This window comes from Novipirellula aureliae (assembly GCF_007860185.1).
Lineage (GTDB): Bacteria > Planctomycetota > Planctomycetia > Pirellulales > Pirellulaceae > Novipirellula_A > Novipirellula_A aureliae.
The window spans coordinates 300420-326352 of record NZ_SJPY01000005.1; the positions used below are offsets into that span (position 1 = coordinate 300420).

Consider the following 25933-nt stretch of genomic DNA (forward strand, 5'->3'; position numbering starts at 1 on the left):
TTACTTGTTTAACTATCGTATGCCTATTCGCTTCACTGGCGTCTGCGGTTGATCCGTCGTCCTTGTACCGGACAATGATTCCTGCGGAGAAGCAACTTGATCCTGCTTGGGTTGCGTCACTCACTCAGCGTGGTCATGCGTTGGATGCAGCAATCCGCGGTTCCAAAAGCGATGACACTCTGAAGTACATCGGCATGCCAGTGGGTGGAATTGCCTGCGGATCGGTGGTGATGGATGGCTCGGGGCAGCTCTACGTCTGGGATATTTTTGGCGGGCAGCCCAAGGGGTTGATTAACCAGGACGTTAAACTACCGGATGGCTATATCGGTTTTAAAAACGGATTGCGCAAAACCATTCGTGTGCATGACGGCGCGAATTTCATGAATCCGCCGACGGTGGAAAAGTTCCCACCGCCCGTGAAGTCTGGCTTTTCTCTGAGGGTCGCTGGCGGATCGGAGTTTGCGATCGGCCCGGACGATTGGGAGACGATCGAGTTCGTGGGCCAATGGCCGATCGGCAAGGTGAGCTATGAGGATTCCAAGTCGCCGGTCCGTATCCAGTTGGAGGCCTATTCGCCCTTCATTCCTCTAAACGTCGAAGATTCAAAACTTCCGGCCACGGTCATGGCCTATACCTTGGTCAATGAGTCGTCACAACCGGTTTCGATTGAGTTTGATGGCTGGTTGGATCTGCCCGGTAGGAACGCATCGTTGCAGGCGGAATCCTATGACCAAGCGACGGGCTTTTTGCTGAAGGTTCCAAGCTCGGGTAAAAAGTCCGGCGGCTCCATGGGCCTGACCGTGGTTGGTGATGCAAAGCCTATTCAGAAAGAGAGTGGTAACGGTCTGCGGGTTACCGCACAGTTGGCACCAGGTGAAAGCAAGGCTATTCCATTTATCATTAGCTGGCACTTTGGGCATCATGCCTATGCCAAAAAGTTTGGCAACGCCGCGGCGGTCAGCCAATATGTATCGAGCAATTTCACGAGTCTCTCTTCGCAGACCCGGCTTTGGGCGGCAACCTGGAATGACACCAGTCTACCGCAGTGGTTTATGGATCGTGCAATGGCATCGGCCAGTACGATGCAGACCGCCAACCTGCAATTCGCCGGTGATCGATTCTGGGCCTGGGAAGGAATTGGCGCTGGCCCGGGAACGTGCACCCATGTCTGGGCCTATGCCCAGACCATGGCCAGGCTGTTTCCATCCCTCGAACGCAATCTACGTGAGGTGACGGACTTTGGTCTCTATCAGTTGCCTGACGGTGGTATACCTTTCCGCCCTTCTAATAACAAGACGAAGGTCGCCATTGATGGACAGTGCGGAACGGTGCTGCGTTCCTACCGAGAGCATTTGATGTCTGCCGATGATGAGTTCCTGAATCGCAATTGGCCGTCGATCAAGAAGGCCGTCAATTATCTGATCGAGTTTGACAAGAATGACGATGCCTACGATGGACTGCTGGACGGCGAACAGCATAACACTCTCGATGCCGAGTGGTATGGTAAGGTGCATGTCCTCTGCTCGCTCTACCTGGCAGCGCTGCGCGCGGGCGAGGAAATGGCCATAGATTGTGATGACGCCGACTTTCAAAAACTCTGTCGTGACACCTATGAGATGGGCCGAAAAAACATCGAAAAACTCTACAACGGCGAATACTATATCCAAATCGAAGATCCGAAGCACCCGAATGCGATTGGAGTCGGGCCGGGGGTTTATATCGATCAGGTCTACGGCCAATTCTGGGCCAATCAGGTCGGACTGGGACGGCTCTATCGTGCGGAGCATATCCGCTCCGCTCTAAATGCTATCTGGAAATACAACTACCTAACCGATGTTGGTCCTTTCCGCGAAGTTTTCAAGAAAGGTCGTTTCTATGCATGGAAAGGTGATGGCGGGGTCTTGATGTGCACTTGGCCCAACGGCGGCATCACCGAGGTGCAGCGCGAGTTTTGGACCTTTGGCTACTTCAACGAAGTCATGTCCGGATTCGAGCACCAGCTCGCTGCCCATATGATTGCCGAAGGTGATCCTGAACTGCTGATAAAGGGATTGGCTATCATGCGGACCATTCATGACCGTTACGCGGCTTCAAAACGCAACCCCTACAACGAAATCGAATTCTCCGATTTCTATGCACGTGCTATGGCCTCCTACGGAAGCTTTCTGGCCGCCTGTGGATTTGAATACGACGGTCCGGATGGCGTGATCGGTTTTGATCCTGTCATCGGCCCTGAAAACTTCCGTGCACCCTTCACCGCAGCGGAAGGTTGGGGCACCTATCATCAGACCATTGGTAATCAATCCATGAAGGCTGAACTCGGTGTGAACTGGGGCAGTGTCAAACTCCACGCGATAAATCTGAATCCGCGTGATTTGACGATCAAACAGGCTACCGTGACACTTGGTGATAAGCACATGAAGACAAAGCTCTTAAAGAATCAAAACGGCGTCACCATTACATTGGCCGAGCCGGTTTCCATCACTGCCGGTCAAGGCTTGGCTGTCGAACTGCGTTAAGCAGATCAAGACAAAGGCAGCAAGATAGGATGAGTCGTTCGAAATAAAATTTGGAAAACAGTTCCTCGGTCTATCTGTTGCTCTATTGAGTCTGATGGCAGACACGGCCTCGGCGCCGACACCACCCAATATTCTTTTAATCTATATCGACGACATGGGATGCTGTGCGGCTTCGACCTTGAGAAACCGTTGAGAAATACGCGGTTCTCTTGCGTTTTTCGATGATTCCATTTTCAGGCTATTTAGTTGCAATTCAGGTAACTGGCGAGCAATTAACTACACCTTACTCCACTCATAGCGGATGTACTCAAACTATACCGTGCCATTCGACGTTGGCAGCTTCAAATTTCATTCAACACTTGAATGAACGATTTGACGTAAAAGAGACAAACGGACGCGGGCGGTTGCTTTGAATACAGCGGAGGCAACACTCTTCGCGAAGGCTATCAACTTCTCCCATCGTCTAATTCGATTCGCCGAGCCACAAAACGGACATCCGTCACGAATCGGTCTTTGCGTTAATGGCGACCAGGGGCGAGCACCGATTCTTTGAGGAAGAGGCAAATCGGATCCGTGACATTCGGCGAGTCTCCCTTCGTTATGCCGGCTACTCGATCTGTTACAAGCTTGGTGGTCGAAAGAAAGACGGGTCACGTGATGAGAAATGGTATGCCCTTATCGCGATTGATCATGTCAGCTCACCACACTAGATTGCCCGCAACGGCATCGGCGAACCCTGCAAAGAGAGAGCACCGGAATTCACGGGTGTTTTGACCGTCACGACTGGACAATTTGCTCCGGCCATCACCCGGCGTGCAATGCTGCCAACCACGAGATTCGCCAATTCGGTTCGCCCCTGCGTCCCCATTATAATCAAATCCACTGTGTTTTCTTTGGCATAGGCAATCGTCGTCTCCGCAGGATCGCCTCGCTTCCTAACAAATTTCCAATCAACCTCGTGATAGTCGAGATATTGCTTTCGCAGGCGCGTTTGCAACCGCATATCGATCGACACATTGATCGAAATCGGTGGGTTGTTTGTATCGATGACATGCAGCAGAATGATCTTTGAGTTGCCTGCTTTGGCGAGGTCGACGGCAAGGGTAATCGCTAACTCGGTACTCGCAGAAAAATCGACAGGGCAAAGGATGAGGTTCTTTTTCATTGTTTTGGTTCCGGTTGAGCTATGTTCATGCTCTCCTCAAGCATTGTTACGTTCAAGCGTTTACTGTCCCTCGCCACCGAGATGCAAATCGCCGAAACAAGCCTCCAGTAGATTACGCACAAAGCCATTGACGACAACTCAAAGGCGAATCTCGGACCAATGGATTGCACCGGCTTGCTCGCGACGAGCAAGCTGGGGGGGGCGGCACCGGGATGCAACACCAAGACAGGGCTACCTCAAAGCTGTTTCGACGCAGCGATATACTCACCAAGTTTCATTGGCGAAATATATGTTTTTGGCTTGACTGCCATGACCGAACACTCTATCGATTCAAGAACCTCTTCGGCGGTATTGCCGATCAACCGTCCTGCTGCACCGCTACGACCGACAGTCCCCATTACCACAAAATCGACCTTCTGCGTCTGTATAAACTTGGGAATCACGTTGGCCGGATAGCCTTTGAGCATGAACACGTTCCCATCTTCGCTACTGAAACCGCCGGGTTCCAGGAATTCGTTGAGCATCCGAGTAACGTATTCTTTTCGCTCGCACCTCATCTGATTAAACTCACTCACCGGAATTCGGCCTTCATGTATATGCTCGCCATCGACCATCCAGGCGTGTGCGATGGAAACGCTGGCTTTGTCCCGGCTCGCAATCGTTGTGGCGAGCGTAAGAATTCTCTCATTTAGTTCGGCGTCTTCGGCTTCGCCGGTCGAGGTGTCGATGCAAGCGAGAACATGAGACGACGTTGGTTGTTCGGACGCCACGAAGTGAACCGCACAAGGACACTCTCGCAACAGTCGTTTGCTAGTTGTTCCGAAGAAACCTTTACGTCGACTACTGGCCCTCTTGGCAACTCGCATCACCAAGTCGTGCTTGTCTCTCAGGACTTCGCAAACGATTTCAACGGAGCTCTTGCCAACTATGACTTTGGTATCAACGTCGAGTCCCGAGTTGCGAAGCGTTTCAGCTAACGCATCCAAGTTCTTTTTTTCTCGCCCACCATCAAATCGTGAAGGGCTTCGTGGCCTGAAACAAGCAAGCGAGTCAACGATGTAAACGGTGGCACAACGTAACCAACTTTAGGTTCGCCTTATCCGCCGAAGCAAACTGTGCCGCCTGATTGACAATGGTTTGAACTGGTAATCGCGTGTCGGTAGCAACAAGAATGTTCTTGAAACGCTTCATGGCATAGATTCCTTTTTTTTGGTTTGGCAATCGATTGAAACACAGGGAATCATTCAGAATGTTCCACGCACGCTATTTTCTCACACTCACCGCTGGAGTTATCGGCAGACGTATTGGAGTGGTTTCTTCGTGGGTTACGAACGATTTTGGGCTGATTTGATGAATGCGTTGAAGCATTTGGTGTACTCGTCGTCTTGGGACGACACTCAAACTGACGCTAACCGGTCCATCGCGACCTTCGGCGTCAACCGTCGTGACGTAGTAGCCTGCCTCGCGGAGTGTCGGTGCGACCGATGGCGCGGACGTGGGTGTGACAACTCGAACGATGGAATCACCGACGGCATGCCATCGTTCCAGTGTACTACCCAACATCGTGCCGCAAGCGTAGCCACCCGAGTAGGCCAAGAACTTGACCGGACTATCCAAGTTGCCAAGAACCAACGCGGCGGCAATGAGCCACATGAACGATTCAACGAAGCCAAATAGTCCAGCAAGTCCGCGGCGCCCCCGCACCAGCATCGAGATGCGAAGCGCGCCGAGCGACACGTCTGTCACGCGCAGTGCGAAAATGAGGATGGAACTAAGTAGGAGGGTAAGCATGGTGAGGGTTCGTGATGGTTGGATAGAAGGCCTTAGGCCACTTTGTCTTCTCTTTCGGGTTGATACAGAACTTCTTCAATCTTGATATGACGTTGGCCAATAGGAACTTGCCACGAGACAATGTCACCGACGCGGGAGCCCAAGATCGCCGTTCCAATCGGCGAGAGGATCGACAGTCGAGACGCTTTGATATCTTCATACTCTGGATAAACAAGTGTGTACGTTTGCGACTCCTTGTTTTCGTTGTCCCATAAACGGACGATCGAATTCATCGTTACACAATCGCGCGGAACTTGGCCGAGTTCGACCAATTTCGCTCGCCGCAGTTCGTTTTGCAAGTCGATAAAATGCTGCTTGCAACCGGCAACTTTCTTGTACTCCGTGGCAAGCAGTTCGAGCAAGCGCAGTTGATCGGCTTTGTTGATCGTAATGTTTGGTGGAAACATGGTTGGTTCTCCTTACTTGCTCATGCAACTTTGATGCTATTGATAACATGGGTCACGCCGTTAACGTCTCGTACGCATTCCTGAGCCAATTGTTTTAGGAAATAGGTTCGCACCGTTCCACGCAGCATCAAAATGCCGTCGTTCCACAGGAAGGTTACATCCCGTAGTGCCGAGTAGCGTGTTGAACGGAATGCCTGCTGAATATCCACTTCGACTTCATGCGTCAGCTGAGAGTCGTAATGACCGAGAGTATGTAAGGTGTTCATTGAGAGATGTCCTCCGTGTTTGTTTTATTGTTGGAGTCTAGACTTTAGCCGGCTTCGCTCTGATGGGATTGAAATAGTCGGTTAAAACCTAGAATCCAACGAACCAATACATCGTTCACTGGCCGGCCAAGAAACCGGGATAGAAGTGACTGATGATGACCATCGTCATCAGCGGCAACGTGCAGACAAGAAGCCAGATGACGAACGCTCTTGTTAACCACTTGATCATCTGTTCTTCATCGTCGACGGTATCTTTTTGGCGTTGCTTATGAACCGTGTTGTATAAATCGGAACTCATGGTATTGTGACCTCTACATGTTAAATGCACCCACTCGTTCAGGCTGAAACGAAACCGTTTCAATCCGGCGGCGCTCGTCGCGATCTTGGACTCGGCAAAGAATTTCGTCATCGGCACAGTGCCCCAGGATTTCGCTACCGAGCGGAGTCAAAACCGACAGTTTCCCTTCCGCGATACACGCTTCCTCAGGGTAAACCAGCGTGTAGGTATGCGCCTCGTCAGTCCGTAGCTCCCTAAGTCGAAAGGTGGAGTTCATCGTGACCACGTTTGGCAGAACTTCGTGCGAGTCAACGATCTTGGCGTCGTCGAGCTTTTGTTCAAATCGAGTTAAGTATCCCTTGCAGCCGATTGCTTGAGTAAACTCACTGGCGAGCAGGATCTCCAAGCGTCGGAGATCGGTGCGGGTCATGACATTGTTTGATACGTTCATCGGATTTCACTCTTGATTCAATGTAGCTGAGGTTTCTAGATGCAGTTCTGCCGTGCCACCGCTGCGACTGGAAGCCGCAGCCACAACTATCGGCAGCGAAAAGGCGGGTTAAGCCACCTCGAATGCGTAGCTTGATTTGAGAATCTGTTTGCGATGCAACATCGGTCGCTTCATTTTGTTGATAACAATGTGTCGCGACCGCCGAGCAGCCTGTGCGACTGCGGCCATCGCCTTTTCACTTCGTCCGGTTGTTGTGATTGTTCCAACGCCTGGCATCGAAATGGTGATATGACATAACTTATCCAGCCCACCCTGCGGCCCGTTTTTCATCCGTTACCGTCACGGAGACATTGGAGATACGATGCGAGAATCGATCGAGCATATGACTCAACCGGCGATTGACGGATTGTCGAATAGACTTACTGAGGTGTTGTGCGTTTGTCGTTACGTTGATATTCATTCACCCTTCTCTGTTGGTAGAGGTCGCCAAAATATTGTAACCCTCTCTGCATTGCCAGCGAGGGTCGGAAAACGAGCCTTATTCGGTCGCCCGCTCCTCGCTACGATCGACCCTTCCAGAGGAAGAGTGAATCATGCAAGTTGCAAGTCTGCGCCATTTGGCTTATAAATCATCTCTTCGATTTTGAGTCGAGTTGGACCGCCGGGAACTTCCCAACGAACAATGTCGCCGACACGATAGCCAAGCAGCGCAGTACCGATCGGCGCAAGAATTGAAATTTTTCCTTCGGCCAGTTTTGCGTCGCGAGGATATACCAACGTGTAAACGTCTTCTTCTCGCTCTTTCAGGTCGCGGACCCGCACGGTGCTGTACATCGTGACCACGTCTGGATCAACATCATCGGGGGGCTACCAACTTCGCTTTTTCAAGTTCATGCAATAGCACACTAATCGCGCGGCTGTCACAAATCGCATGAGTGAAAGACTCTTCGAGGACGGCTATCAGTCGGCGATGATCTTCGGTGGTGTCTACAATTTTTCTGCGTGGCATGGCGTACCAGAGATGTAAGAGAAGCAGGCAGGAAGATAAGGTTCAGCATGCTGGACCACTCTTCTTCTTTCTCTAATGCAATAAAGATGCCAATGCCAAAAACAAAGATATTTTGCGTAGAAAAGGCATCTTTGAGCAGAAAACGATCTTACTGCGTCAATTTATGATGACGCTCATGAAAATCGCTTGACACTTTGTTCTGGTGGTGACAGAGGGTCCAGCCCCTGTGTTATTTACTTTCAACTGGAGCTGGAAGCCCCAGTCACGACTCCAGCGTCAGGGCGACGAATCGAAGCTTCCGGCTCTAATGAGCCTATGCAGGTGAGCTATGTATGGATCCCTAAAGTACAGTTTAGGAGCGATGTCGTGAATGTTTGGATCATTCTTTTGCTGGCCGAAGTACTCGAAATTGGCTGGGCAATTGGCTTGAAATACATTGATGCGTTCACCAAGTTTTGGCCAAGTGTTTGGACGGTGTTCGCTTACATAGCCAGTATCGGGTTGCTTGCGATCGCGGTTCGACAGCTGCCGATTGGAACGGCGTATCCGGATGGATGGGAATCGGAGCCCTCGGCACAGCGATCTTTGGAATCGTCTTCTTGGGCGAGTCTACATCCATTTGGCGACTGTTGTTTTTAATCCTGCTGGTACCTTCGTTAGTGGGATTGAAATTATCATCCGAGGTATAGCTTTTTACTGCTGTATCAACCAAGGCGTTTCGCTTGATTGGGTTGTTCGCCGGTATCGGCTCGCTTGGACAATGTTGCTTGCCAAGTAGGCGATAGCTCTGGTACTTCGGTAAGCCTAGCTGCCGCTTCTCGGTTGTGCTTGTGATGGTGCATTAAGGTCCGCTTGTGCATCGCCGGTCAAGTTCGTCGTACCGAGCCACAATGGCTCGGTGATTGATTCTTTCAAGAATCCAGAAGTCCACTCTTGCTCATCCGCCAACACTCGCGGCAAGCCGACCTGAATCGATAAGATGCTGGGAATTTGACACATTAATTGAACGCCTACATAGACGACGGTTTCATCGGGGCCGGGGGAACGTGGCTATTGACTTCTCTTGAATCTACCCTTCGCCGTCGAGTCCGCGACGAGAACGCATTTCAGTCCCCATTTCACGAAGCTGGCTAGCACTGAGTGCCTTGGCGGCCGAAGGGAAAATCTGTTCCTCTTCAACCGAAATGTGAGCTGCATAGTGATCCTTCAGTGCTGCCAGATCCGTACGTAGCATGGCAAGCAAATCATCCGGCAGCGACTCTTCCGTTGCCAACCACTGCTGGAGCAACGTGTCGATTCGTCCGTGGAGTTCGTCGGAGATATGGTGGACTTGCCGCAGTTGCTCTAACATTTCGTTGGTCTCAACCGTGATGGCGCCTACGGATTGCAGCCGAGGAAACAGCGATTGTTCCTTATCGGCGGTATGCTTGGGGGCGGAAGTGGCAAAATACTGCTGCGCCGCCGCGAGTGCGCGGCGGCCTTCGGCATCAAGCGGTTGACCCGCATAACGCTCGACAACACGAACGATCACATCGAGAAAATGCTCGATACGTCGGTGGCAATCGATCAACATGTCGATCGGTCGGTCGAAACCCGCCAGTGGTTTAGCATTGATTCGCACGGTCACTGGTAATCTCGTCAAGTGGGCTGAATGTGGCTGTGGCTTCCAGCCGCAGCAAAAACAACTGCGGCTGGAAGTCACAGTCACGTTAAGATCCTAAATTGTTCCGAAACTTACGCTGCTGGCTGGGTTACAAATTCCAGGACTCGCGGAAACAAAATGTAGTTCTCTTTATGAACGTGATGGCGTGTATCGATCTCGACGCGGCGCAGCAAACCCAACATCTGTCGGTAGCCCTGACTCGCCGAATCGGCACCGACAGTTGGCTGAAATCGTCGTTCTGACGGACCTCTCTTTATTGGATCTTGCCTCTTCCACCGTGCGGATCGCTGGGAACAAGTCTCGTTCTTCCGTGGCCATGACGTTCAGAATCTCGCTACGCCAGCCAACAAAATAGTCTTGCAATTCACCAAGCTCGGCGTCTGCATCACCATGAGTCCCGACCACGTCCGCGATTAATCTCGTTAGCGTGGGAAACGTGTTCTTCAAATATTCGTGATGTGTCTGTTCGATATGGTCGCACAACCCGCTCAGCGAAGCATGAAGCCAATCATCAAGGGATGAGTCATCGATTTCTGCAATCGTCCGCTGTAACAACGAATGGGCACGCAACACTTCCACGCCGTTTTCCCAGCACGCTTGTTCGAGAGTTTTGTCACCATCGCAGCATCTCAAACACATCAGCCGTCTGCGGATGCTCGGCAACCCACACGCTAACACGTTTGGTGTAATTTGATTCAGACATTTTCTTTTTCTCCTTTCGATTCAACGAGCTAGCAACTCGTTTAACGCCAAGCCACTAGGCGACCGTGTTTTCAGGTCTACAACTCAATCGTTAAACAAAGTCATTCTCGACGACTCGCCTATTCTGCAGCTGTCTGTGTACAATAGGGGTTCAAGGTTTAGTTGACAAGGGCGAGTTGGTGTTGGAGTCTAGTATTGTTCGTGACTGTGGCTTCCAGCCGCAGTGTTAAGAAATCAACTGGGGCTGGAAGCCCCAGCCACACTGAGGAGGTAACAGGCGATGAGCGAAACATGGGTACAGCAGCAATGGCTGCAGCTTTGCGAACGACTCAAGTGCAGCGCGGAACATTGCGGCAGCGAAAAGTCGAAGCAGCAAGCTGACGAATTTTGCGGACAAGCACCGCCCGAGCGATACGCAGACGTACTGGCGCGTGTGCGGGATGCTGCGGTCTTAGCGATTTCGTGGCAGCAAACCAACCATCAAGAACCCCAAAACCAAGACGGTCACGACTCCGAACTCATTCAAGAGGCTGGCGAGGAATCGTTCCCCGCCAGCGACCCGCCATCCTGGAATTCTTCAGCGATTTGAAACACGAATGAACGAGACAGACACTGCCGACGAATCGATAGCCACAGGAATACGCAAGGTTCTCTACGGGGCGTCTGCGGCAACATTCTTTGGACTGGGAATGGTTGGCATCGTTTTGCCAGGGATACCGACCACGCCATTCCTGCTATTGATGTGCTATTTCTTGATTCGAGTATCGCCGCGTTTGCATGCGAAAGCATTGGCATGGCCCGTCGTCGGCAAGCCGCTACGAGATTGGCAGGAAAAACAGGGTGTCCATCATCGCGTCAAGCGATTGGCGTACTCCATGGTTGTTCTGCTAGTGGGATACACGCTGATTTTTGGCGACCTGCACCTCAGCATCAAAGCCATTATTTTCGTCTTGGGACTGGTAGGTATCATCGTTGTCTTTCGCCTGCCAACAATCCACCGAGAGCATGGCTGCGGCTAGCAGCCACAGCCACATTGCAAAGTGGAAACAATGAATAGGAATGAGCACAGCGGCTTGAGTTTTGTTTTTTCACCATCCCGATTCTATTTTGCAGTTTGCAGTTCTCATTTTAACTTTTTCAATTCAGGCATCAGGTGGTTTTAGCCTTCCCAAGTGTTCCTTCAGCACGACGGCGTTATTGTGCTCTTCGTCCTTGGCTGCGTAAATCAGTAGAATCGATTGGTCGCCAGCCGTCCTTAGCAACTCGTAGGCTTCGTCTTTGTTTTCCGACAACTCTCTGAGGAAACGCTTGCGGAACTCCGCCCATTTATCAGGATCGTGGTCGAACCATTCTCGCAACGCATTGCTTGGCGCGAGTTCCTTTGCCCATTGGTCCAACTTCAACGACTGCTTCTTTACCCCACGCGGCCAAAGTCGATCCACGAGCGCGCGGTAGTCGTTGTCCGACTTCGGGCAATCATATGCTCTGGCGATTTCAATCGTTCGTTTTTTTTTACTCATGTGTTTTAATCCATTCGTGTGAAGTTGGCTATTTGTCGATCTTTTGTTTCCTCCAAGTCACGCAGTCGTTTGGCCAACCCCAGGATAGAACCCGCCGCGCTGCAACCTTCAAGGCGGCGGAGCAGTTCGTCAAGCATGTGATCCGAGGTCAGCACGCATGCCAAAGCCTCTGAAAACGACGGAGTGCTTTCGCATCGACAATCTTTGGCATGAGTGAATTCTTCGCTGATGACCGGCCCGGATGTCAGGAAAGTCGCGTGCCCGGGATCGAGCTGCTCCAACTCGATGCGTATTACTTCCAACGAGTGATCCTCCAGTCCGACCAAGTGCTCAAGTAGGATCTGAGCCATTGTATCGGTCGTCTCGGTCGCCAGCCGGCGGTAGGTCGCAAACCGCTGCTCGTGGTACTGCTGCAGCAACTGTAGTATTTCATAGACCGTTCTTGGGTTTTTCATTTTTGTTTACCTCGTTACTCGTGGCTGTGGATTCCAGCCGCAGTAGTCGAAAGAAACCAACTGCGGCTGGAAGCCACAGCCACAAGTTGCTCGTTGATCCACTGAACCAATTCCATCGGCTGCTGATTCTCACTTGCTGCAAAGCTGCCAATCGTCAACTCCGACGGAACACTGCGTGCCCGCACCAAATAGGCAGAGCCTCGCGATATCAATTTGTCTTCGATCGAGGGGGCGATGGCCAGCAGCGTTGCTAATGGTGTTCGCTCGGTCACTTGGTTTCCTACCAAATAAACCCGTCGAGGCCACATCTGTCTTATCGCACTGATGGTGAATAAGAACAACGCCATCCACTCAAAAACCGCGGAGACAGGCAGCCATGCGTAGACGACCTGAGTTTGTAACGTGGCAACTTGGCTTGACACTCTCAGCAGATTTCCCGACGCGATCAGGATCAAAATCGGTGCGACGAGCTTCGGCATCAATAGCACGTTGTGTTCCAGTACTGGCAAAAGCCGCTGTCCGACTCCCAAAATTAAGGTTGTTATGAATCCGACCGTTAAGGCATGCCGTACTGCCCCCGTAAACGCATGCGACAGCGGTTGGCCCGAGACGGACACATACAGATCGCCGACGAATAACAGAATCAAACTCAACAGCAACCAAAAGAACGCTAGCGGCGGATAAAGGTCAAGGAGTCGATGCCCCTGCTCCAAACGAGGCGATCCTTTCCGCTTGCCAATCAAACCACGAAGCCCGGTCGCAAAACTGATAACACCAACCAACACGAAGGTCGAGCCGATCGGTTCAAGCATTGCCGAAGTGAAACTCGCAATGAACATCATTAGAACGCCAACATTATGAAACCAAAACGAGGCTTCGACAGCGCTAAGTCGAGGCTTGCCGAGTCGCAACAAACCAGGCAATAGCATTTGACCAAATCCGTAGATGGAATTCATTGCGAACCCGAACACCGCCAACTTAATGATCAGCAATCGCTCGATGGAGCCATAGCCAACCGGGCCGACATCCGCCGCTTTCAGCCGCAGATAGAAGGTCACTGTGGCCCAGAGGGTCAGCCAAAACCCGGACATGAAGACAGCTCGTGCCCAAGTCGCCTGCCATTTCTGACCTACAACTTGCCACTGGACCAACCACAAAGACGCCGACAGGATCATCAGTGCGCCCGCACTGACGATTCCCAATATCGCCAGCCGCTGTGGTGCAATTGACCAAGCGAATCCGCCAGCGAAACTGAGCAAGGCAATCGATAAACCAGTTCGACAAATCCGCTGGCGTCGCCGGGTCGCGGCAGCTTCTTTCAAGACCGTTCGCAACGACACACCGACGATGAACAGTCCAAGGAACCCCCATAATTGGGCCTCGCCGTGAGCGATAACATGGGCTACACTGACTTGCTCAAACGACTTTTGCAAGCCGATCGACGCCAATAAATGAGCGCCCCATCCGGCACCGAGTGTCAGCGTGATTAGGAGCGATGCGAGTAGATAGCTGCGATGAATCCGTTCTGAGGGCGCTCGGTCACGGTCCACCGGCACACCGGCACAATTCGATATTTCTTCTAAGAGTTGATCGACATCGACGCCGTGTTCCGCGGCGAAACGACTAAGTGGTTGGAAATGCCCAAACGGGCCGGGTGCGCCATTGATTCCCGCGCGGTCATCCGGCTCGCCGTACTTGCGAAAAATAACACGACAAGCGGGGTACAACGCCACCACATGCCGGACCGTCATCCTCGGCTCGATCGCAGGACGCTGGTACGACCGCTCCGGCGAATCGTGCGACTTGTATCGCTCATTCAACTCGGCCGGATCAAGATCTGATCGCGTTGACCTTTCTGATATCGTGCCCATCATCCCACTCCTTCATTTTTTAATCAATTTGATTTAGCTCGAAGATCCCGCCAAGCGTATTCAAGTCGACGCCCCTTAGGTCTGCGTTGCACGCGATACTCGATGGTCTGCTAAACCGCTGAGTATCTTCTGATTGCGGACTTGGGAATCCGAACTAACCGACAAGTGACATGTCGTTGTAACGTTCTTGGTGTCGGTTGCGAGTTCCAGCGCGATTCCAGGATTTCCTGGCGTTTGGATACGACGTTGCCCGTATCGAGGAGCGGAGTCTTGGTAACCAGTGGTGCGCTGTCCCCCGACCTCGTTGTCACACATACGTCTGTTTGCAAATTCATGTTTGGTTCCTTGTCATAACTCGTTTAACGCCAAGCCGATAGGCGATCGCGTTTTGCGGCATCCGCCTACGCCTGCGGCTCATCGTTAAACAAAGCAGGGGCATCGTTCTCAATAACCCGAAAACTCTTCGCTACGGATGTTGTCCTCGTTGACCTTCATGCCGACGAGTAACTGACGCATCGCCTTGACCATGCTTGGCGGGCCCGATAAATAATAAATGGGGCGGTCTCGATCCGACACATACTTTTTCACCATCTCGGCATCAATGCGGCCGCGCTCTCCTCGCCAATCATCGGGCGCCGAGTCGGAGGCGACCGCGACATACCGGAATTTTTGGTTATCCTTGGTCAATTGTTCAAAGTCGTCCACAAACGGCAACTCGTCTGGCGTACTGCTCGAGTGCAGCAACGTGATTTGATGGGTCGTTTTATCGTGGGTGGCCTGAGCGATCATGCTGCGCACCGGAGTCACTCCGATACCCCCGATCATGAAAACCGCCGGAGTGGATTCCGTTTTGTGCAGGGTGAAATCACCGTACGCTCCGTCCATCTTGATTTCCGTGCCGAGCGGCAATTCGCGTAACACTCGTTTGAAAGCCGAGTCACGCATCCGCGTCGCAATGACGAGGTCCGGTTCGTAGGGTGCATCGACGAGCGAGAAACAACGAGTATTGCCTTCGTCATCCGTCTCAGGTGGATCAAGAAGCGTGAAGTCAGCAAACTGGCCCGCACGGAAATCAAATCCTTCCGGTTTGGAAAAATGGAACGCCATTGTATCTTTAGCGATGACGTGTTTTTTGATTAGTTGTATGTTCGTCAACATCGTCTAGCCTCGTGTTGGGTGGTTGGTTTGCTAGTGTTCTCAAAACGTGACTGTGGCTTCTAGCCGCCGTCATCTTATTCATAGCAACTGTGGCTGGAAGCCACAGCTACGTACTCTTCCTATGCTGTCGCTGGGTCCATACTTTGCGGATCAATGTTTAGTATGTCCATCGCGCTGGAAAGTTTTGCTGGCTCAAAATCAGACGACTTGGAAAGCGCTCGCAGGGCTGCATAAGCGATATGCTCTGCATCCACCTCGAAGTGTCGCCGCAGCGCTTCCCGAGTGTCACTGCGTCCGAAACCATCGGTCCCGAGCGTCATGTACTGGCCCGGCACCCATTGGCGGATTTGATCAGGCACCAGTTTGATGTAGTCGGTCACCGCAATAATTGGGCCATTCATTCCATCAAGCATCTCTTCGAGATAGCTTTGGCGTTTTGGCCGATCCGGGTGCAGAGCATTGTCGCGATCGACCGCCAAAGCATCACGGCGCAGACGGCAATAGCTGGTCACACTCCACACATCACTTTCGATGCCGAATTTTTCTGCCAGGATCTCCTGAGCCCGAAGTGTCTCGGGTAATAACGAACCGCTACCAAACAACTGGGGTCGTACAGCACCGGTTGCTTGGATCGGTGAACGACTTGGCAATCGATACATCCCTTTGAGAATCCCCACTTCCGCTCCGTCAGGCATCGCGGGCATCGAATAAACTTCGTTGTATCCTGTCAAATAATAAAAGATCGCTTCGTTGTCGACAAACATCCGCTGCAAGCCATCCTGGATGATCACTGCCAACTCGTATCCGTACGCAGGATCGTAGGACTGGAGCGTCGGTATCGTTGTTGCTACCAGCGGACTGTGTCCATCGCAGTGTTGCAATCCTTCGCCAACCAAGGTCGTACGACCAGATGTCGCTCCAACGAGAAAGCCTTTGGCACGCGAATCTGCGGCAGCCCAAATGAAGTCACCAATGCGTTGAAATCCAAACATCGAATAGTATAAATAGAAAGGGATCATCGGCGTTTTCAAATGTGCATAGCTCGTCCCGGCGGCAATGAAGCTTGCAATCGATCCTGCTTCCGTGATCCCCTCTTCCAAAATTTGTCCATCGCGAGCTTCGCGATAGAACATCATTTGTCCCGCATCGACGGGGGCGTACAACTGCCCCCGACTGGAATAGATTCCATGACTTGCGAAGAGGGAATTGAGGCCAAACGTACGCGCCTCATCAGGAATAATGGGCACAACGTACTTGCCAATTCGCTTATCCTGTAGAAGCTGTGCCAGAATCCTAGCCAAGATCATCGTCGTTGCCGCAGCTCGGGTTCCTGTACCATTGAGGTGTTTACTGAACTCGTCAAGACTGGGAATCGAAATCGATAGTGGCGTTGTGTTGCGAGCAGGTAGGAAACCACCCAGCTTGCTCCTTCTCACCATCATGTAGTCGATCTCCTCGCATTGTGCATCCGGTTTGCAAAACGCTGCTCGTTCCAATTCTTCTTGACTCAGCGGGATCTCAAATCGCTCTCCAAATGCTTGTAATTGCTCCGCTTTCAATTCATGCTGCTGGTGTGCGACATTGCTTGCCTCACCAGCCGTCCCTAAACCGTAACCTTTGACGGTTTTCGCCAGCACAACCGAGGGTCCTCCCGTATACTCCGTGGCGGCTTTGTAGGCAGCGTAGACCTTCTTGGAATCATGACCACCACGTCTCAGTCGCCGAAGTTGGTCGTCGGATAGATGCGACACCATTGCTTTTAGTTCAGGTGAAGTGCCAAAGAAATGATCGCGAATGTACCGACCTGATTCCGCCTTATACTTTTGATATTCACCATCGACAGCTTCGTCCATCCGCTTGGCCAGCAAGCCGTCACGGTCGGCCGCCAACAACTCGTCCCATTCGCTGCCCCAAATCGCTTTAATCACGTTCCATCCCGTACCAGCGAACACACCCTCGAGTTCTTGGATGATCTTTCCGTTACCACGCACAGGCCCGTCGAGTCGTTGAAGGTTACAGTTTACGACAAACGTAAGATTGTCAAGCTGCTCTCGGGCGGCAACTGACAATGCGCCCAATGATTCCGGTTCATCGCTCTCACCGTCTCCCATGAAGCACCACACCCGCGATTGTGAGGCGTCGAGGATGCCACGGTGGGTTAGATACTTCAAGAATCGAGCTTGGTAGATCGCCATCAATGGTCCCAGCCCCATCGAAACGGTCGGAAACTGCCAGAAGTTAGGCATCAACCATGGGTGCGGATACGATGACAAACCAGTTTCTCGCGGCGTTTCGCGGCGAAAACGGTCAAGCTCCGATTCGCTCAAACGTCCTTCCAGGAACGCGCGTGCATAGATGCCCGGCGACGAATGGCCTTGGAAATAGACGAAGTCGCCAAAGTGGTCTTCCGTCGGGGCTCGAAAGAAGTGATTGAATCCCACCTCGATGAGAGTAGCCGAGGATGCGTACGACGCTAAGTGTCCACCAATACCGTGGAAGTAACGATTTGCCCGCACGACCATCGCCATCGCGTTCCAGCGGATCAAATTACGAACCCGTTTTTCGAGCTGAAGATTCCCTGGATAGACGGACTGCTGATCAGCCGGAATCGTGTTGAGATACGGCGTCGTTATCAGGCTAGGTATTTCTGTGCCATAGCTCTTTGCCCGCGACTGCAACGCGGAAAGAAGTTCTGGAATACAAATAGAATCATAACGTGCTGCAACACTATCGAGCGACTCATACCAATCATTCAGCTCGGCAGGGTCGAGGCGCGTCTCGGTGGGTAGATCATACGCAATACTCATGGTTGACTCCTTCCGTTGTCAAGGAAATGGGCTACACTTGCATCCTACACCCTTATGTGCATGTTTCAAGAGCGGACAGCTCGGTGTGACTGTGGCTTCCAGCCGCGGCACTGTGGCTGGAAGCTACAGTCACGTTACGAAAAACAAGGAAATTTCATGAAAACGAAACAACTTGGAAAGACCGATTTGCAAATCTCGCCCATCGTGTTCGGCGGCAGTGTCTTTGGCTGGACACTTGATGAACGAGCGTCCCTCGCAATGCTGGATGACTTGATCGATCGCGGCTTCACGACAATCGATACAGCGGATTGGTATTCACGTTGGGCAGAGGGGAACCAAGGAGGTGAATCGGAAACCATTATTGGCAAGTGGATGACCGAAAGAAGAAACCGAGATAAGGTGACGTTGATCACCAAAGTGGGTCACGACATGGGACAAGGTCACCACGATTTGTCGGCGGATTATCTCGCTCGCTCATGCGAGGATTCGCTGCGCCGACTCCAGACGGATCGCATTGATCTGTATTTTTCGCATTTCGATGACGAGCGAACCGAGCCAGAGGAAACGCTTCGTGCCCATGATAAACTCGTCAAAGAGGGCAAGGTGCGATACATCGGAGCATCGAACGTATCAGCGGAGCGTATCGAAGAATCGCTGAGAATCAGTCAAGCAAACGGATTGGCTTCTTATCAAGTAGTACAGCCCGAGTACAACTTGATCGCACGTGAACCGTTCGAGTCGTCCTACGCACCGTTAATTCGGAAACATCATTTCGGTGCGATCACCTACTTCGCATTAGCCAGCGGATTTTTAACGGGCAAGTATCACAGCGAGTCGGACATCAACAAGAGCCGTCGCGGTGGCGGAATGAAACGATATCTCTGCGATGATGCGAGGATGAAGACGCTACGCTCACTCGAGCACGTCGCGGCCGATCATCAGATGCAACCAGCCGCTATCGCGCTAGCTTGGGTGATGGCAAATTCCGATGTGACCGCACCAATAGCCAGTGCCACCAAATCCAAACATCTCGACGCTTTTGAACAAGCGGTCTCGCTTGACCTGTCTGAGAACGATTGTCACGAACTCGTCGATGCAGCAGCCGTTCGGGAATAATCCTCGTGATGTGACACTCCTCGGTAACGCAGATAAACGTCGAATGCATGGTGAAAAATGGAACCAATCTGCTATACGTATTTCGCGATTGGCTCTTTGTTACCACACATTTTTCACCATCTTTTAACTAGCGATTGCGTCGTGTGCATCACCCGCATAACTCGGTCGCCTGTCGGCTTGGCGTTAAACGAATCATGCCAAGCACTAAAACAATTTGCATTTTGCAGTCGTTATTTTAACTTTTTCAATCATACGCTGATACTCGCGTATGGACTCAATCTGGGCCTAGAAGCTCCAGCCACGACTACAGCGAAAACGTGACTAATAATGACGAATCCTCGACGAAACGCACACTGTGTGGCTCTTTGGCGGGTAGATAAAATAGGTCACCCTGCGTGACGTCGATCGATTTACCGCCCACATCAAACGTCACGCGTCCTTCAAGACACTGGATCGTGACATCGCCCTTCGCTTTGTGTTCCGCAATTTCTTTAGCGGCTGGCATTACTAAACGAAGCACTTCGAGATGCTCGGTCTTCACGAGCGTTGTCGTCTTCGTTTGAGCTAACGCATCCGCGAGAGGACGGACATCAACAATCTCGCCAGCCTGGGCATGATGAATCGCCATTTCGTTTACCTATTTGAGAGGGTGATTTTTGGCGTGGCTGTGGCTTCCAGCCGCAGTCAATCCAACGACGAACTGCGGCTAGAAGCCACAGCCACTTGCCTTTCCATTGATACATGCCTATTCTACATGTAGGCGTGCAGAACCGGACGGCGGGCTTTGTTGTTTTCGCTTGAGATTCAATCTTCAGGACTTCTCGATGAACAAATCAACTTTGTCAACTGTGTCACGTCCCACTGCTTTCGAAGTGCAGATTTTGCGTCAGGATCATCCCAGTCGTCCGAGTTATTGGCACACCTTTCGGCTGGACTATGAACCAGGACTCAACGTGACGACGGTCCTACAACGAATCGCGATGAATCCGACGACTGCTGAAGGAGAACGGACGACACCGCTTGCCTACGACGTTGGCTGTCTTGAAGAGGTTTGCGGTTCTTGCACGATGTTGATTGACGGTTGTGTCCGGCAAGCGTGCTCGGCACTTGTCGATTCGTTGTTGGATGATCGGCATGACGCGATCGAACTTCGTCCGATGAGCAAATTCTCGGTCGTCCGCGATCTGTTTGTGGATCGACATCGATTGTTCCGAGCACTATAGAAATTGGAGTGTTGGATTCCGGTGGACACCTACGGAGACCTGGGACGCGGTCCGTTGCAAGCACCGAAGGAGCAACAGAAAGGCTATCCGCTTAGCCAGTGTATGAGTTGCGGTTGTTGTCTAGAAGCATGTCCACAATACATCAAGGTAACGGTTGATCGCAGCGAGAATGAAACCGACGAAGAATACCAAACACATCGTGACAACGTGTTGGACCGGAGCTTCATTGGAGCGGCGGCTATGAGCCAAGTCGTGCTGATGAATTCGCACCCAACCGGAAAGATGACGGAAGAGGAACGCATTGAAAAACGGATTGCACCGGGTGGAATTCAGAACTGTGGTAAAGCAGGCAATTGCCAAGCAGTTTGCCCCAAGGAGATTCCCTTGATGCATTCCTGGGGCCGTGCCGGTCGCGCCGCGACGATCCATGTGATCAAAAAGTTCTTCGAAGGAACATCATAACGTGACTGTGGCTTCCAGCAGCCCGACACCAGATCGAGAGTTACTTTGTTTAACGATTAGCCGACAGGCGTCGGCGTGGCGGAAAACGCGGTCGTCTATCGGCTTGGCGTTAAACGAGTTATTTCACTCTGCGGCTAGAAGCCGCAGTCACGACCACCTATAACACAAAGGAAATTTCTAATGTCTGAATCACTGTATCCGCAATCCACTGCAAAGCATGGCCAGGAGCGACAACGCCTCACACCCGACGCGGCCGAAGCCTTCAAAGCGTTTAGTCGTGCTGTCTTTGCCGAAGGAGCGTTATCTGAAAAGACGAAACAGTTGATCGCCGTCGCGGTCGCGCATGTGACTCAGTGTCCCTACTGCATCAAGGGACACGCCGACGGAGCACTCAAGAAAGGAGCGACCGCCGAAGAGATCATGGAAGCGATCTGGGTAGCTGCTGAAATGCGAGCCGGTGCTGCCTATGCACACTCGGCCATCACACTTGAGACATTGTCGAAGCATCAAGAAACGAATAATGGATAGGGGAGAAGCGTGTCTCTCATCTTTGCGATTTGGATTTTCATGAGTGCGTTAGGGATTAGCTCATTCGTTGCTTTGGTTTGGGCCATCCAAACGGGCAAGTTCAGCAACATTGAGGGGGACGTCATGTCGATTTTCGATGCGGACGAGCCGATTGGAAGGGTACGGATGCATTTCCATGCAATAATCGCGACGAATAAGCATGGTCGCCTACGGCTTGCTGCTAAACAAGTGATGCCGAGAAAAGACAAAAGGGCAGAATTCAATGTGTGAAACAGCATCCGCGATCGTACCAAAGCATGATAAAGTCGAGGCTGAGGATTTCGACGTGCCGCCGAGTGAGCGTTGGCTGATCGATCAGTCCTGCTGACAGGTTGTCTTGCTCTGGTATGGCAGCGCGGTTTTTCGGCTGTTGTTGGGATCGTTATTGGCATTAATCGCTTCGATCAAACTCCATACTCCTGGATTTCTTTCCGATTCCGCTTGGTTGACCTTCGGACGAATTCGCCCTGCGCATCTCAATACGATGATCTATGGCTGGGCATCCATGAGCGGGATTGGCACCATGCTGTGGTTGTTCGCACGGCTTTGTAAAACGAAGCTTGCCTGGCGTGAAGGCCTCTTCCTGATGGCTCTCTATTGGAATTTGCTCGTCGCACTGGGCACATTCGAGATACTGCGGGGAAACAGCACCAACGTGGAATGGATGGAATTTCCCGCCTGGGCGGCTGGCCCCATTGCGTTGGCATTCCTGGTCATCTTCGTTGCTGCATGGAAAATGTTGGCAGCACGAAAGACCAAGCATCTGGATATTTCGTTGTGGAATTTGTTCGGATCAACCATGTGGTTCCCGTTCCTGTATCTCGGTGCCACGATTCTGATTCAAACACCCGCTTCGACAGGCATCGCGAAGGTGGCAACCAATTGGTGGTTCGCGCACAATGTACTGGGACTGTGGTTGACCCCGATTGGTTTGGCTTCGGCATACTACTTTATCCCCAAAGTGATTGGCCGCCCGATTCATAGTTACCATTTTTCGATTCTTGGATTTTGGACAGTAGCGATCTTATACAATTGGGCGGGTACTCACCACTTGATCGGTGGCCCGCTTCCGGTTTGGGTGGTGACGGTTGGCGTCGTTGGCAGTTTGATGATGTTCATCCCCGTAATCGCGGATCGATCGACCCGTACGAACAAGAACATGGCACCGAGCCGGATGTAGAAGAGATGCATGCGGTGGTGTACCGCGAAAAGACGGAGCCGCGAGAAGGCTCTCAGCCGATCCCCATCTGGCTCATACTCGCATCGTTTTCGCTACTGATGTGGGGTGGTTGGTATCTCGGTCGATTCAGTGCCGACTTTGCCGTCGACCGATACGAAGGCCCCAATGCGTATGCGTCATCCTCCGCGCTAACAACAGAAAAACGCATCACACAAATTGATCCGGTATTGATGGGCAAGCGTGTGTACACCAATTGCGCCGCGTGTCATTAAGCCAATGGACAAGGTGTTGCGAATCAGTTCCCTCCGTTGGCGGGCAGCGACATCGTGAGTGGTCGTGAAGAGGTTCTGGCGAAAATCGTGTTGCATGGATTGACGGGACCGATCGATGTGTCTGGGCAGCGGTACAATGGGGCGATGCCTCCGTGGTCTCTTCTGGACAATGATTCGCTGGCCGCAGTGCTGACGTATATCCGATCGAGTTGGGGAAACGAATCTTCGGGTGTGAGTCCAGAATTAGTCAAATCAGTTAGGGAATCAAACTCGCATCGGAGAAGCCCTTGGACCCTATCTGAATTAGAGTAAAGGAAAGACATCAATGAGCAGCCTAATCAAAATCGCAACCACGTCATCAGTCCCATTCGGCAGTGGAATCTTGGTAGACGCTGACGGACCAAGTCGGTAGCGTTGAGCAAGCAATCCAAGCCGAAGACGCCGGAGCTGATGCGATCATTGCACAAGGCGCCGAAGCGGGCGGCCATATTCACGACTCGGTTACGTCGCTAGTCCTCTTGCCTCAAGTGGCCAGGGCCGTTTCGATTCCCGTTGTCGGATCAGGCGGCTTTGCCAGCGGAGTAAGTTTGGTGGCAGCAATGGCACTGGACGCACAAGGCATCCACTGCGGAACGGCCTTCGTCGCTATGCAAGAATCATTTGCGCACGAGATACACAAACAGAAAATCGTCCAAGCACAACCTACCGACACCATTCACACCGATGCGTTCGCAATCAACTGGCCTCCGCACTCACCCGTACGAGTGATCAAGACGGGAGTAAAATGGTGCTATGAAACCTAGAAATCGATCCCAACAGAATGTTCTTCCTAACCGCGGTGAGCCGATCCCTGCGGAGTTCTTTCGTGCGATTGCCGAAGGCACGGTGGACTGGGAAAGTTGGCATTCAAGCAACGGCGAAGTGTTATGGGGCAACGAGGCGGTTCGGCGGTTTACCGGGTATTCACCAAACGAGTGCCTGAGGATGGCGGACTATCCGCTGCCGTTGATCGTGCCAGAGGATCGCGATCGCATGGCCGAGCACCTGCGTGACGCGGCGGTTGGCGGTACGGAAAACAATATTGAGTTCCGTGTCTTGCACCGTGACGGCAGCAGACCGTGGGTGGCGGTTTCATGGCAACCGATGCGTGATGACGGTGGGCTAGGAAATAATGGCGGCCTAGGTGATGGCATCGCATTTCGCGATGCAGGGGGCCTGCTATTGGGGTTTCGAGTTAGCATGCGTGATATAACCGAGAAGCGTCGACTTCGCGAACAACTTCGATTGCACAACGAACATCTGGAACAACTTGTCCAAGAACGCGCCGCTCGCGTCGCTGAATTGGAAAAGCATCGCGCCAAAATGGAGCAACTCGCGGCGCTCAGTGAATTGGCCGCTGGCGTAGCTCACTAGATTAACAACCCACTGGCTGGTATCCGCAACGCTCTACTGCTCATTAAGCGGCATCTACCCAGCGACATCAAACACTTTGATAAGTTTGAATTGATTGATCGAGAGATCAACCGCATCAGTGGCATCACGCATCAGATGTATCAACTCTACCGCCCGAGCCAGCAGACCGCAACTCGGTTTTCGATACGCAGCCAAGACAATCAAAGGCTACGGTCTCGGTGCAGCCAGCGAGGCAAGCAACGTTTCACACCAGCAACAAGAACTTAGTGCCGAACAGTTATGTGTATTCGGCAAACGGTTTGATATTCCGCTCAGCGATGACCAAATTGAACAAATGGCGTTCTGCCGTCCCGATGAAACGAGCGACGAGATTGCGTATTTGAAGTCTCACAGAAAAGAGTTGGGCGGTTTCCTTCCGGCCCGAAACACGAACTCGTCCCGATTGAGGATCCCCGGCTTGGATGGTTTCAGCAGCCTGCTGCAAGGTACGAAAGATCGCCAAGCTGCGATGACAATGATGATCGGACGGATTTTGGCTCGGATTTTGGCTCAACGGATTTTGGCTCAGTTGTTGGAGGACAAAAACATCGGCCAATACAATGTGCCGATCACCCCCGATGAAGCACGCACGTTTGGGCACTATCGTGAAGCCAAAGACGGGCAGGTATTGCAAGAGGGAATTACAGAAGCCGGTGCGATGTCAAGTTTCATCGCAGCAGGGACAAGTTATGCGCACCTGCAAACACCACTGATCCCGTTCTATCTGTATTATTCGATGTTTGGGTTCCAGCGGATTGGTGATTTTATCTGGGCCGCAGCCGATTCTCGCGTTAAAGGTTTTTTGATTCGCGCGACGTCAGGTCGCACGACGCTGGAAGGCGAAGGGTTTCAGCACTGCGATGGCCATGGCCCGCTGGTGGCGACCACGATCCCGACGCTTCCATCCTACGATCCAGCGTATGGGTATGAGTTAGCTGTTATTATTCAAGACGGATTGCGACGGATGCATGTCGAAAACGAGGACATCTTTTACTACATCACCGGATACAACGAGGTTTATTCGATGCCGGAGATGCCCGAAGGAGCGGAGGCCGGATTTCTGATGGGTATGTATTGACTTCGAAGCGTCACGCCGGAACAAACACGCTGTTCGGCGCGGCCGCAATTGTTCGGCAGCGGGTCACTGTTGCCCGAGGCACTTCGGGCGTAGGGTATTCTCGCTCAGCATTACGGGATCGGCAGCGATGTGTGGAGCGTGACCAGCTAACCTGCGCAAGATAAGTGATAGAACAATCACGAGCAGCAGCGAACTACTCAATTGATAAATGGCTTTTCAACCAACATTGATTGTTTCATGCGTATCCGTTTGTTCTCGCGGTGAATGGACTTGCTTTTGATCGAATCAAACGAAAAACGCTCCCTTAAAAACGATGCGTTCAGATGGGTGAAGCAAGCTAAATACTGGCCATACTGGATGGCAAAACAACTGGCATTCTCGCCATAATCTTCTTGTACGTGATATGCCGCGTTTTTACCGTCAATTAAGCACGTGCCAACCCGTTTGCACTCACCGCATTGCGGTTGGAATTTAGCAAATGCT

35 protein-coding genes are annotated in these 25933 nt (G+C 52.0%); 14 read left to right on the forward strand and 21 right to left on the reverse strand.

Annotated features, from left to right (window positions below; all coding sequences use genetic code 11):
* The first annotated feature begins 140 nt into the window (after positions 1 to 140).
* The gene (locus tag Q31b_RS16165) at positions 141 to 2519 is read left to right on the forward strand and encodes a GH116 family glycosyl hydrolase (RefSeq protein WP_197171658.1); all 2379 of its coding nucleotides are present in this window, start codon (positions 141 to 143) and stop codon (positions 2517 to 2519) included.
* Positions 2520 to 3225: 706 nt separating this feature from the next.
* On the opposite strand, the gene Q31b_RS16170 is transcribed toward Q31b_RS16165, so the two are convergent.
* The 11 genes from Q31b_RS16170 to Q31b_RS28355 form a co-directional block, all read right to left on the reverse strand.
* Positions 3226 to 3684, reverse strand: a complete 459-nt coding sequence (locus Q31b_RS16170; RefSeq protein ID WP_146600698.1) for a universal stress protein — start codon at positions 3682 to 3684, stop codon at positions 3226 to 3228.
* Positions 3685 to 3920: 236 nt separating this feature from the next.
* The gene (locus tag Q31b_RS16175) at positions 3921 to 4670 is read right to left on the reverse strand and encodes a universal stress protein (RefSeq protein WP_146600699.1); all 750 of its coding nucleotides are present in this window, start codon (positions 4668 to 4670) and stop codon (positions 3921 to 3923) included.
* Between the two features lie 64 nt (positions 4671 to 4734).
* Positions 4735 to 4875: a hypothetical protein gene (locus Q31b_RS28350; protein WP_197171660.1), complete on the reverse strand. Its 141-nt coding sequence runs from the start codon at positions 4873 to 4875 to the stop codon at positions 4735 to 4737.
* A gap of 72 nt (positions 4876 to 4947) precedes the next feature.
* Positions 4948 to 5475, reverse strand: a complete 528-nt coding sequence (locus Q31b_RS16180) for a DUF2179 domain-containing protein (protein ID WP_146600700.1) — start codon at positions 5473 to 5475, stop codon at positions 4948 to 4950.
* 32 nt (positions 5476 to 5507) lie between these two features.
* Positions 5508 to 5921: a nucleoside diphosphate kinase regulator gene (gene rnk, locus Q31b_RS16185; protein WP_146600701.1), complete on the reverse strand. Its 414-nt coding sequence runs from the start codon at positions 5919 to 5921 to the stop codon at positions 5508 to 5510.
* A gap of 20 nt (positions 5922 to 5941) precedes the next feature.
* Positions 5942 to 6187 (reverse strand): BON domain-containing protein, encoded by a 246-nt coding sequence (locus Q31b_RS16190; protein WP_146600702.1) that lies wholly within the window; start codon positions 6185 to 6187, stop codon positions 5942 to 5944.
* A gap of 115 nt (positions 6188 to 6302) precedes the next feature.
* Positions 6303 to 6485 carry a hypothetical protein gene (locus Q31b_RS16195; RefSeq protein WP_146600703.1) on the reverse strand — a complete coding sequence of 61 codons (183 nt, stop codon included), beginning with the start codon at positions 6483 to 6485 and terminating at the stop codon, positions 6303 to 6305.
* Between the two features lie 13 nt (positions 6486 to 6498).
* Positions 6499 to 6915, reverse strand: a complete 417-nt coding sequence (locus Q31b_RS16200; protein WP_146600704.1) for a GreA/GreB family elongation factor — start codon at positions 6913 to 6915, stop codon at positions 6499 to 6501.
* A 108-nt stretch (positions 6916 to 7023) separates the two neighbouring features.
* Positions 7024 to 7245 carry a hypothetical protein gene (locus Q31b_RS16205; protein ID WP_146600705.1) on the reverse strand — a complete coding sequence of 74 codons (222 nt, stop codon included), beginning with the start codon at positions 7243 to 7245 and terminating at the stop codon, positions 7024 to 7026.
* 261 nt (positions 7246 to 7506) lie between these two features.
* A complete protein-coding gene (locus Q31b_RS16210; RefSeq protein ID WP_197171662.1) occupies positions 7507 to 7758 on the reverse strand; it encodes a GreA/GreB family elongation factor in 252 nt (83 codons plus the stop codon).
* A 13-nt stretch (positions 7759 to 7771) separates the two neighbouring features.
* The gene (locus Q31b_RS28355) at positions 7772 to 7924 is read right to left on the reverse strand and encodes a hypothetical protein (RefSeq protein ID WP_197171665.1); all 153 of its coding nucleotides are present in this window, start codon (positions 7922 to 7924) and stop codon (positions 7772 to 7774) included.
* A 366-nt stretch (positions 7925 to 8290) separates the two neighbouring features.
* Here Q31b_RS28355 and Q31b_RS16215 point away from each other — a divergent pair, with 366 nt between their 5' ends.
* Positions 8291 to 8563, forward strand: a complete 273-nt coding sequence (locus Q31b_RS16215; RefSeq protein WP_315860395.1) for a DMT family transporter — start codon at positions 8291 to 8293, stop codon at positions 8561 to 8563.
* A 65-nt stretch (positions 8564 to 8628) separates the two neighbouring features.
* Here the strand turns inward: Q31b_RS16215 and Q31b_RS29660 are convergent, their stop codons facing one another.
* From Q31b_RS29660 to Q31b_RS16230, 4 genes are all read right to left on the reverse strand, one after another.
* Positions 8629 to 8784 carry a 3-alpha domain-containing protein gene (locus tag Q31b_RS29660; RefSeq protein ID WP_146600707.1) on the reverse strand — a complete coding sequence of 52 codons (156 nt, stop codon included), beginning with the start codon at positions 8782 to 8784 and terminating at the stop codon, positions 8629 to 8631.
* A complete protein-coding gene (locus tag Q31b_RS28360; RefSeq protein ID WP_197171743.1) occupies positions 8729 to 8923 on the reverse strand; it encodes a hypothetical protein in 195 nt (64 codons plus the stop codon). The genes Q31b_RS29660 and Q31b_RS28360 overlap by 56 nt, the downstream gene beginning before the upstream one ends.
* A gap of 70 nt (positions 8924 to 8993) precedes the next feature.
* Complete coding sequence (locus Q31b_RS16225) at positions 8994 to 9551, reverse strand: hemerythrin domain-containing protein (protein WP_146600708.1); 558 nt, start codon at positions 9549 to 9551, stop codon at positions 8994 to 8996.
* A 165-nt stretch (positions 9552 to 9716) separates the two neighbouring features.
* Entirely contained in the window at positions 9717 to 10166 is a 450-nt protein-coding gene (locus Q31b_RS16230; RefSeq protein ID WP_146600709.1) for a hypothetical protein, read from the reverse strand.
* Positions 10167 to 10569: 403 nt separating this feature from the next.
* Between Q31b_RS16230 and Q31b_RS16235 the strand changes: the two genes are divergently transcribed.
* Entirely contained in the window at positions 10570 to 10878 is a 309-nt protein-coding gene (locus Q31b_RS16235) for a hypothetical protein (protein WP_146600710.1), read from the forward strand.
* Between the two features lie 7 nt (positions 10879 to 10885).
* On the forward strand, positions 10886 to 11308 hold the full coding sequence (locus Q31b_RS16240; RefSeq protein WP_146600711.1) for a YbaN family protein: 423 nt from the start codon (positions 10886 to 10888) through the stop codon (positions 11306 to 11308).
* Positions 11309 to 11431: 123 nt separating this feature from the next.
* Here Q31b_RS16240 and Q31b_RS16245 read toward each other — a convergent pair whose 3' ends face one another.
* From Q31b_RS16245 to aceE, 5 genes are all read right to left on the reverse strand, one after another.
* A complete protein-coding gene (locus Q31b_RS16245; protein WP_146600712.1) occupies positions 11432 to 11809 on the reverse strand; it encodes a DUF488 domain-containing protein in 378 nt (125 codons plus the stop codon).
* 5 nt (positions 11810 to 11814) lie between these two features.
* Positions 11815 to 12264 carry a hypothetical protein gene (locus tag Q31b_RS16250; RefSeq protein ID WP_146600713.1) on the reverse strand — a complete coding sequence of 150 codons (450 nt, stop codon included), beginning with the start codon at positions 12262 to 12264 and terminating at the stop codon, positions 11815 to 11817.
* A gap of 14 nt (positions 12265 to 12278) precedes the next feature.
* A complete protein-coding gene (locus Q31b_RS16255) occupies positions 12279 to 14138 on the reverse strand; it encodes an NnrS family protein (protein ID WP_146600714.1) in 1860 nt (619 codons plus the stop codon).
* Positions 14139 to 14579: 441 nt separating this feature from the next.
* Positions 14580 to 15293 carry an FAD-dependent oxidoreductase gene (locus tag Q31b_RS16260; RefSeq protein ID WP_146600715.1) on the reverse strand — a complete coding sequence of 238 codons (714 nt, stop codon included), beginning with the start codon at positions 15291 to 15293 and terminating at the stop codon, positions 14580 to 14582.
* Between the two features lie 119 nt (positions 15294 to 15412).
* Complete coding sequence (gene aceE, locus Q31b_RS16265) at positions 15413 to 18100, reverse strand: pyruvate dehydrogenase (acetyl-transferring), homodimeric type (RefSeq protein WP_146600716.1); 2688 nt, start codon at positions 18098 to 18100, stop codon at positions 15413 to 15415.
* 156 nt (positions 18101 to 18256) lie between these two features.
* Between aceE and Q31b_RS16270 the strand changes: the two genes are divergently transcribed.
* Positions 18257 to 19216 (forward strand): aldo/keto reductase, encoded by a 960-nt coding sequence (locus Q31b_RS16270; protein WP_146600717.1) that lies wholly within the window; start codon positions 18257 to 18259, stop codon positions 19214 to 19216.
* 304 nt (positions 19217 to 19520) lie between these two features.
* Here Q31b_RS16270 and Q31b_RS16275 read toward each other — a convergent pair whose 3' ends face one another.
* On the reverse strand, positions 19521 to 19844 hold the full coding sequence (locus tag Q31b_RS16275) for a cupin domain-containing protein (RefSeq protein WP_146600718.1): 324 nt from the start codon (positions 19842 to 19844) through the stop codon (positions 19521 to 19523).
* A gap of 220 nt (positions 19845 to 20064) precedes the next feature.
* On the opposite strand from Q31b_RS16275, the gene Q31b_RS29050 reads away from it, so the two are divergent.
* The 9 genes from Q31b_RS29050 to Q31b_RS16315 all read left to right on the forward strand — a co-directional run bounded on the left by Q31b_RS29050 (position 20065) and on the right by Q31b_RS16315 (position 25450).
* Positions 20065 to 20439 carry a 2Fe-2S iron-sulfur cluster-binding protein gene (locus Q31b_RS29050; protein WP_231617619.1) on the forward strand — a complete coding sequence of 125 codons (375 nt, stop codon included), beginning with the start codon at positions 20065 to 20067 and terminating at the stop codon, positions 20437 to 20439.
* Positions 20440 to 20442: 3 nt separating this feature from the next.
* On the forward strand, positions 20443 to 20901 hold the full coding sequence (locus tag Q31b_RS29055; RefSeq protein WP_231617620.1) for a 4Fe-4S dicluster domain-containing protein: 459 nt from the start codon (positions 20443 to 20445) through the stop codon (positions 20899 to 20901).
* Between the two features lie 180 nt (positions 20902 to 21081).
* Positions 21082 to 21429: a carboxymuconolactone decarboxylase family protein gene (locus tag Q31b_RS16285; RefSeq protein ID WP_146600719.1), complete on the forward strand. Its 348-nt coding sequence runs from the start codon at positions 21082 to 21084 to the stop codon at positions 21427 to 21429.
* 9 nt (positions 21430 to 21438) lie between these two features.
* Positions 21439 to 21699 (forward strand): hypothetical protein, encoded by a 261-nt coding sequence (locus Q31b_RS16290; protein ID WP_146600720.1) that lies wholly within the window; start codon positions 21439 to 21441, stop codon positions 21697 to 21699.
* 106 nt (positions 21700 to 21805) lie between these two features.
* Positions 21806 to 22648, forward strand: coding sequence for a cbb3-type cytochrome c oxidase subunit I (locus Q31b_RS16295; protein WP_146600721.1), 843 nt, complete (start codon positions 21806 to 21808; stop codon positions 22646 to 22648).
* A 5-nt stretch (positions 22649 to 22653) separates the two neighbouring features.
* Entirely contained in the window at positions 22654 to 22920 is a 267-nt protein-coding gene (locus Q31b_RS16300; RefSeq protein ID WP_146600722.1) for a hypothetical protein, read from the forward strand.
* A gap of 392 nt (positions 22921 to 23312) precedes the next feature.
* A complete protein-coding gene (locus tag Q31b_RS16305) occupies positions 23313 to 23723 on the forward strand; it encodes an NAD(P)H-dependent flavin oxidoreductase (protein ID WP_146600723.1) in 411 nt (136 codons plus the stop codon).
* Positions 23713 to 24333 carry a PAS domain-containing protein gene (locus Q31b_RS16310; RefSeq protein WP_231617622.1) on the forward strand — a complete coding sequence of 207 codons (621 nt, stop codon included), beginning with the start codon at positions 23713 to 23715 and terminating at the stop codon, positions 24331 to 24333. Before Q31b_RS16305 ends, Q31b_RS16310 begins: the two co-directional genes overlap by 11 nt.
* A 118-nt stretch (positions 24334 to 24451) precedes the next feature.
* Positions 24452 to 25450, forward strand: coding sequence for a hypothetical protein (locus Q31b_RS16315; protein WP_231617623.1), 999 nt, complete (start codon positions 24452 to 24454; stop codon positions 25448 to 25450).
* Positions 25451 to 25933 lie beyond the last annotated feature (483 nt).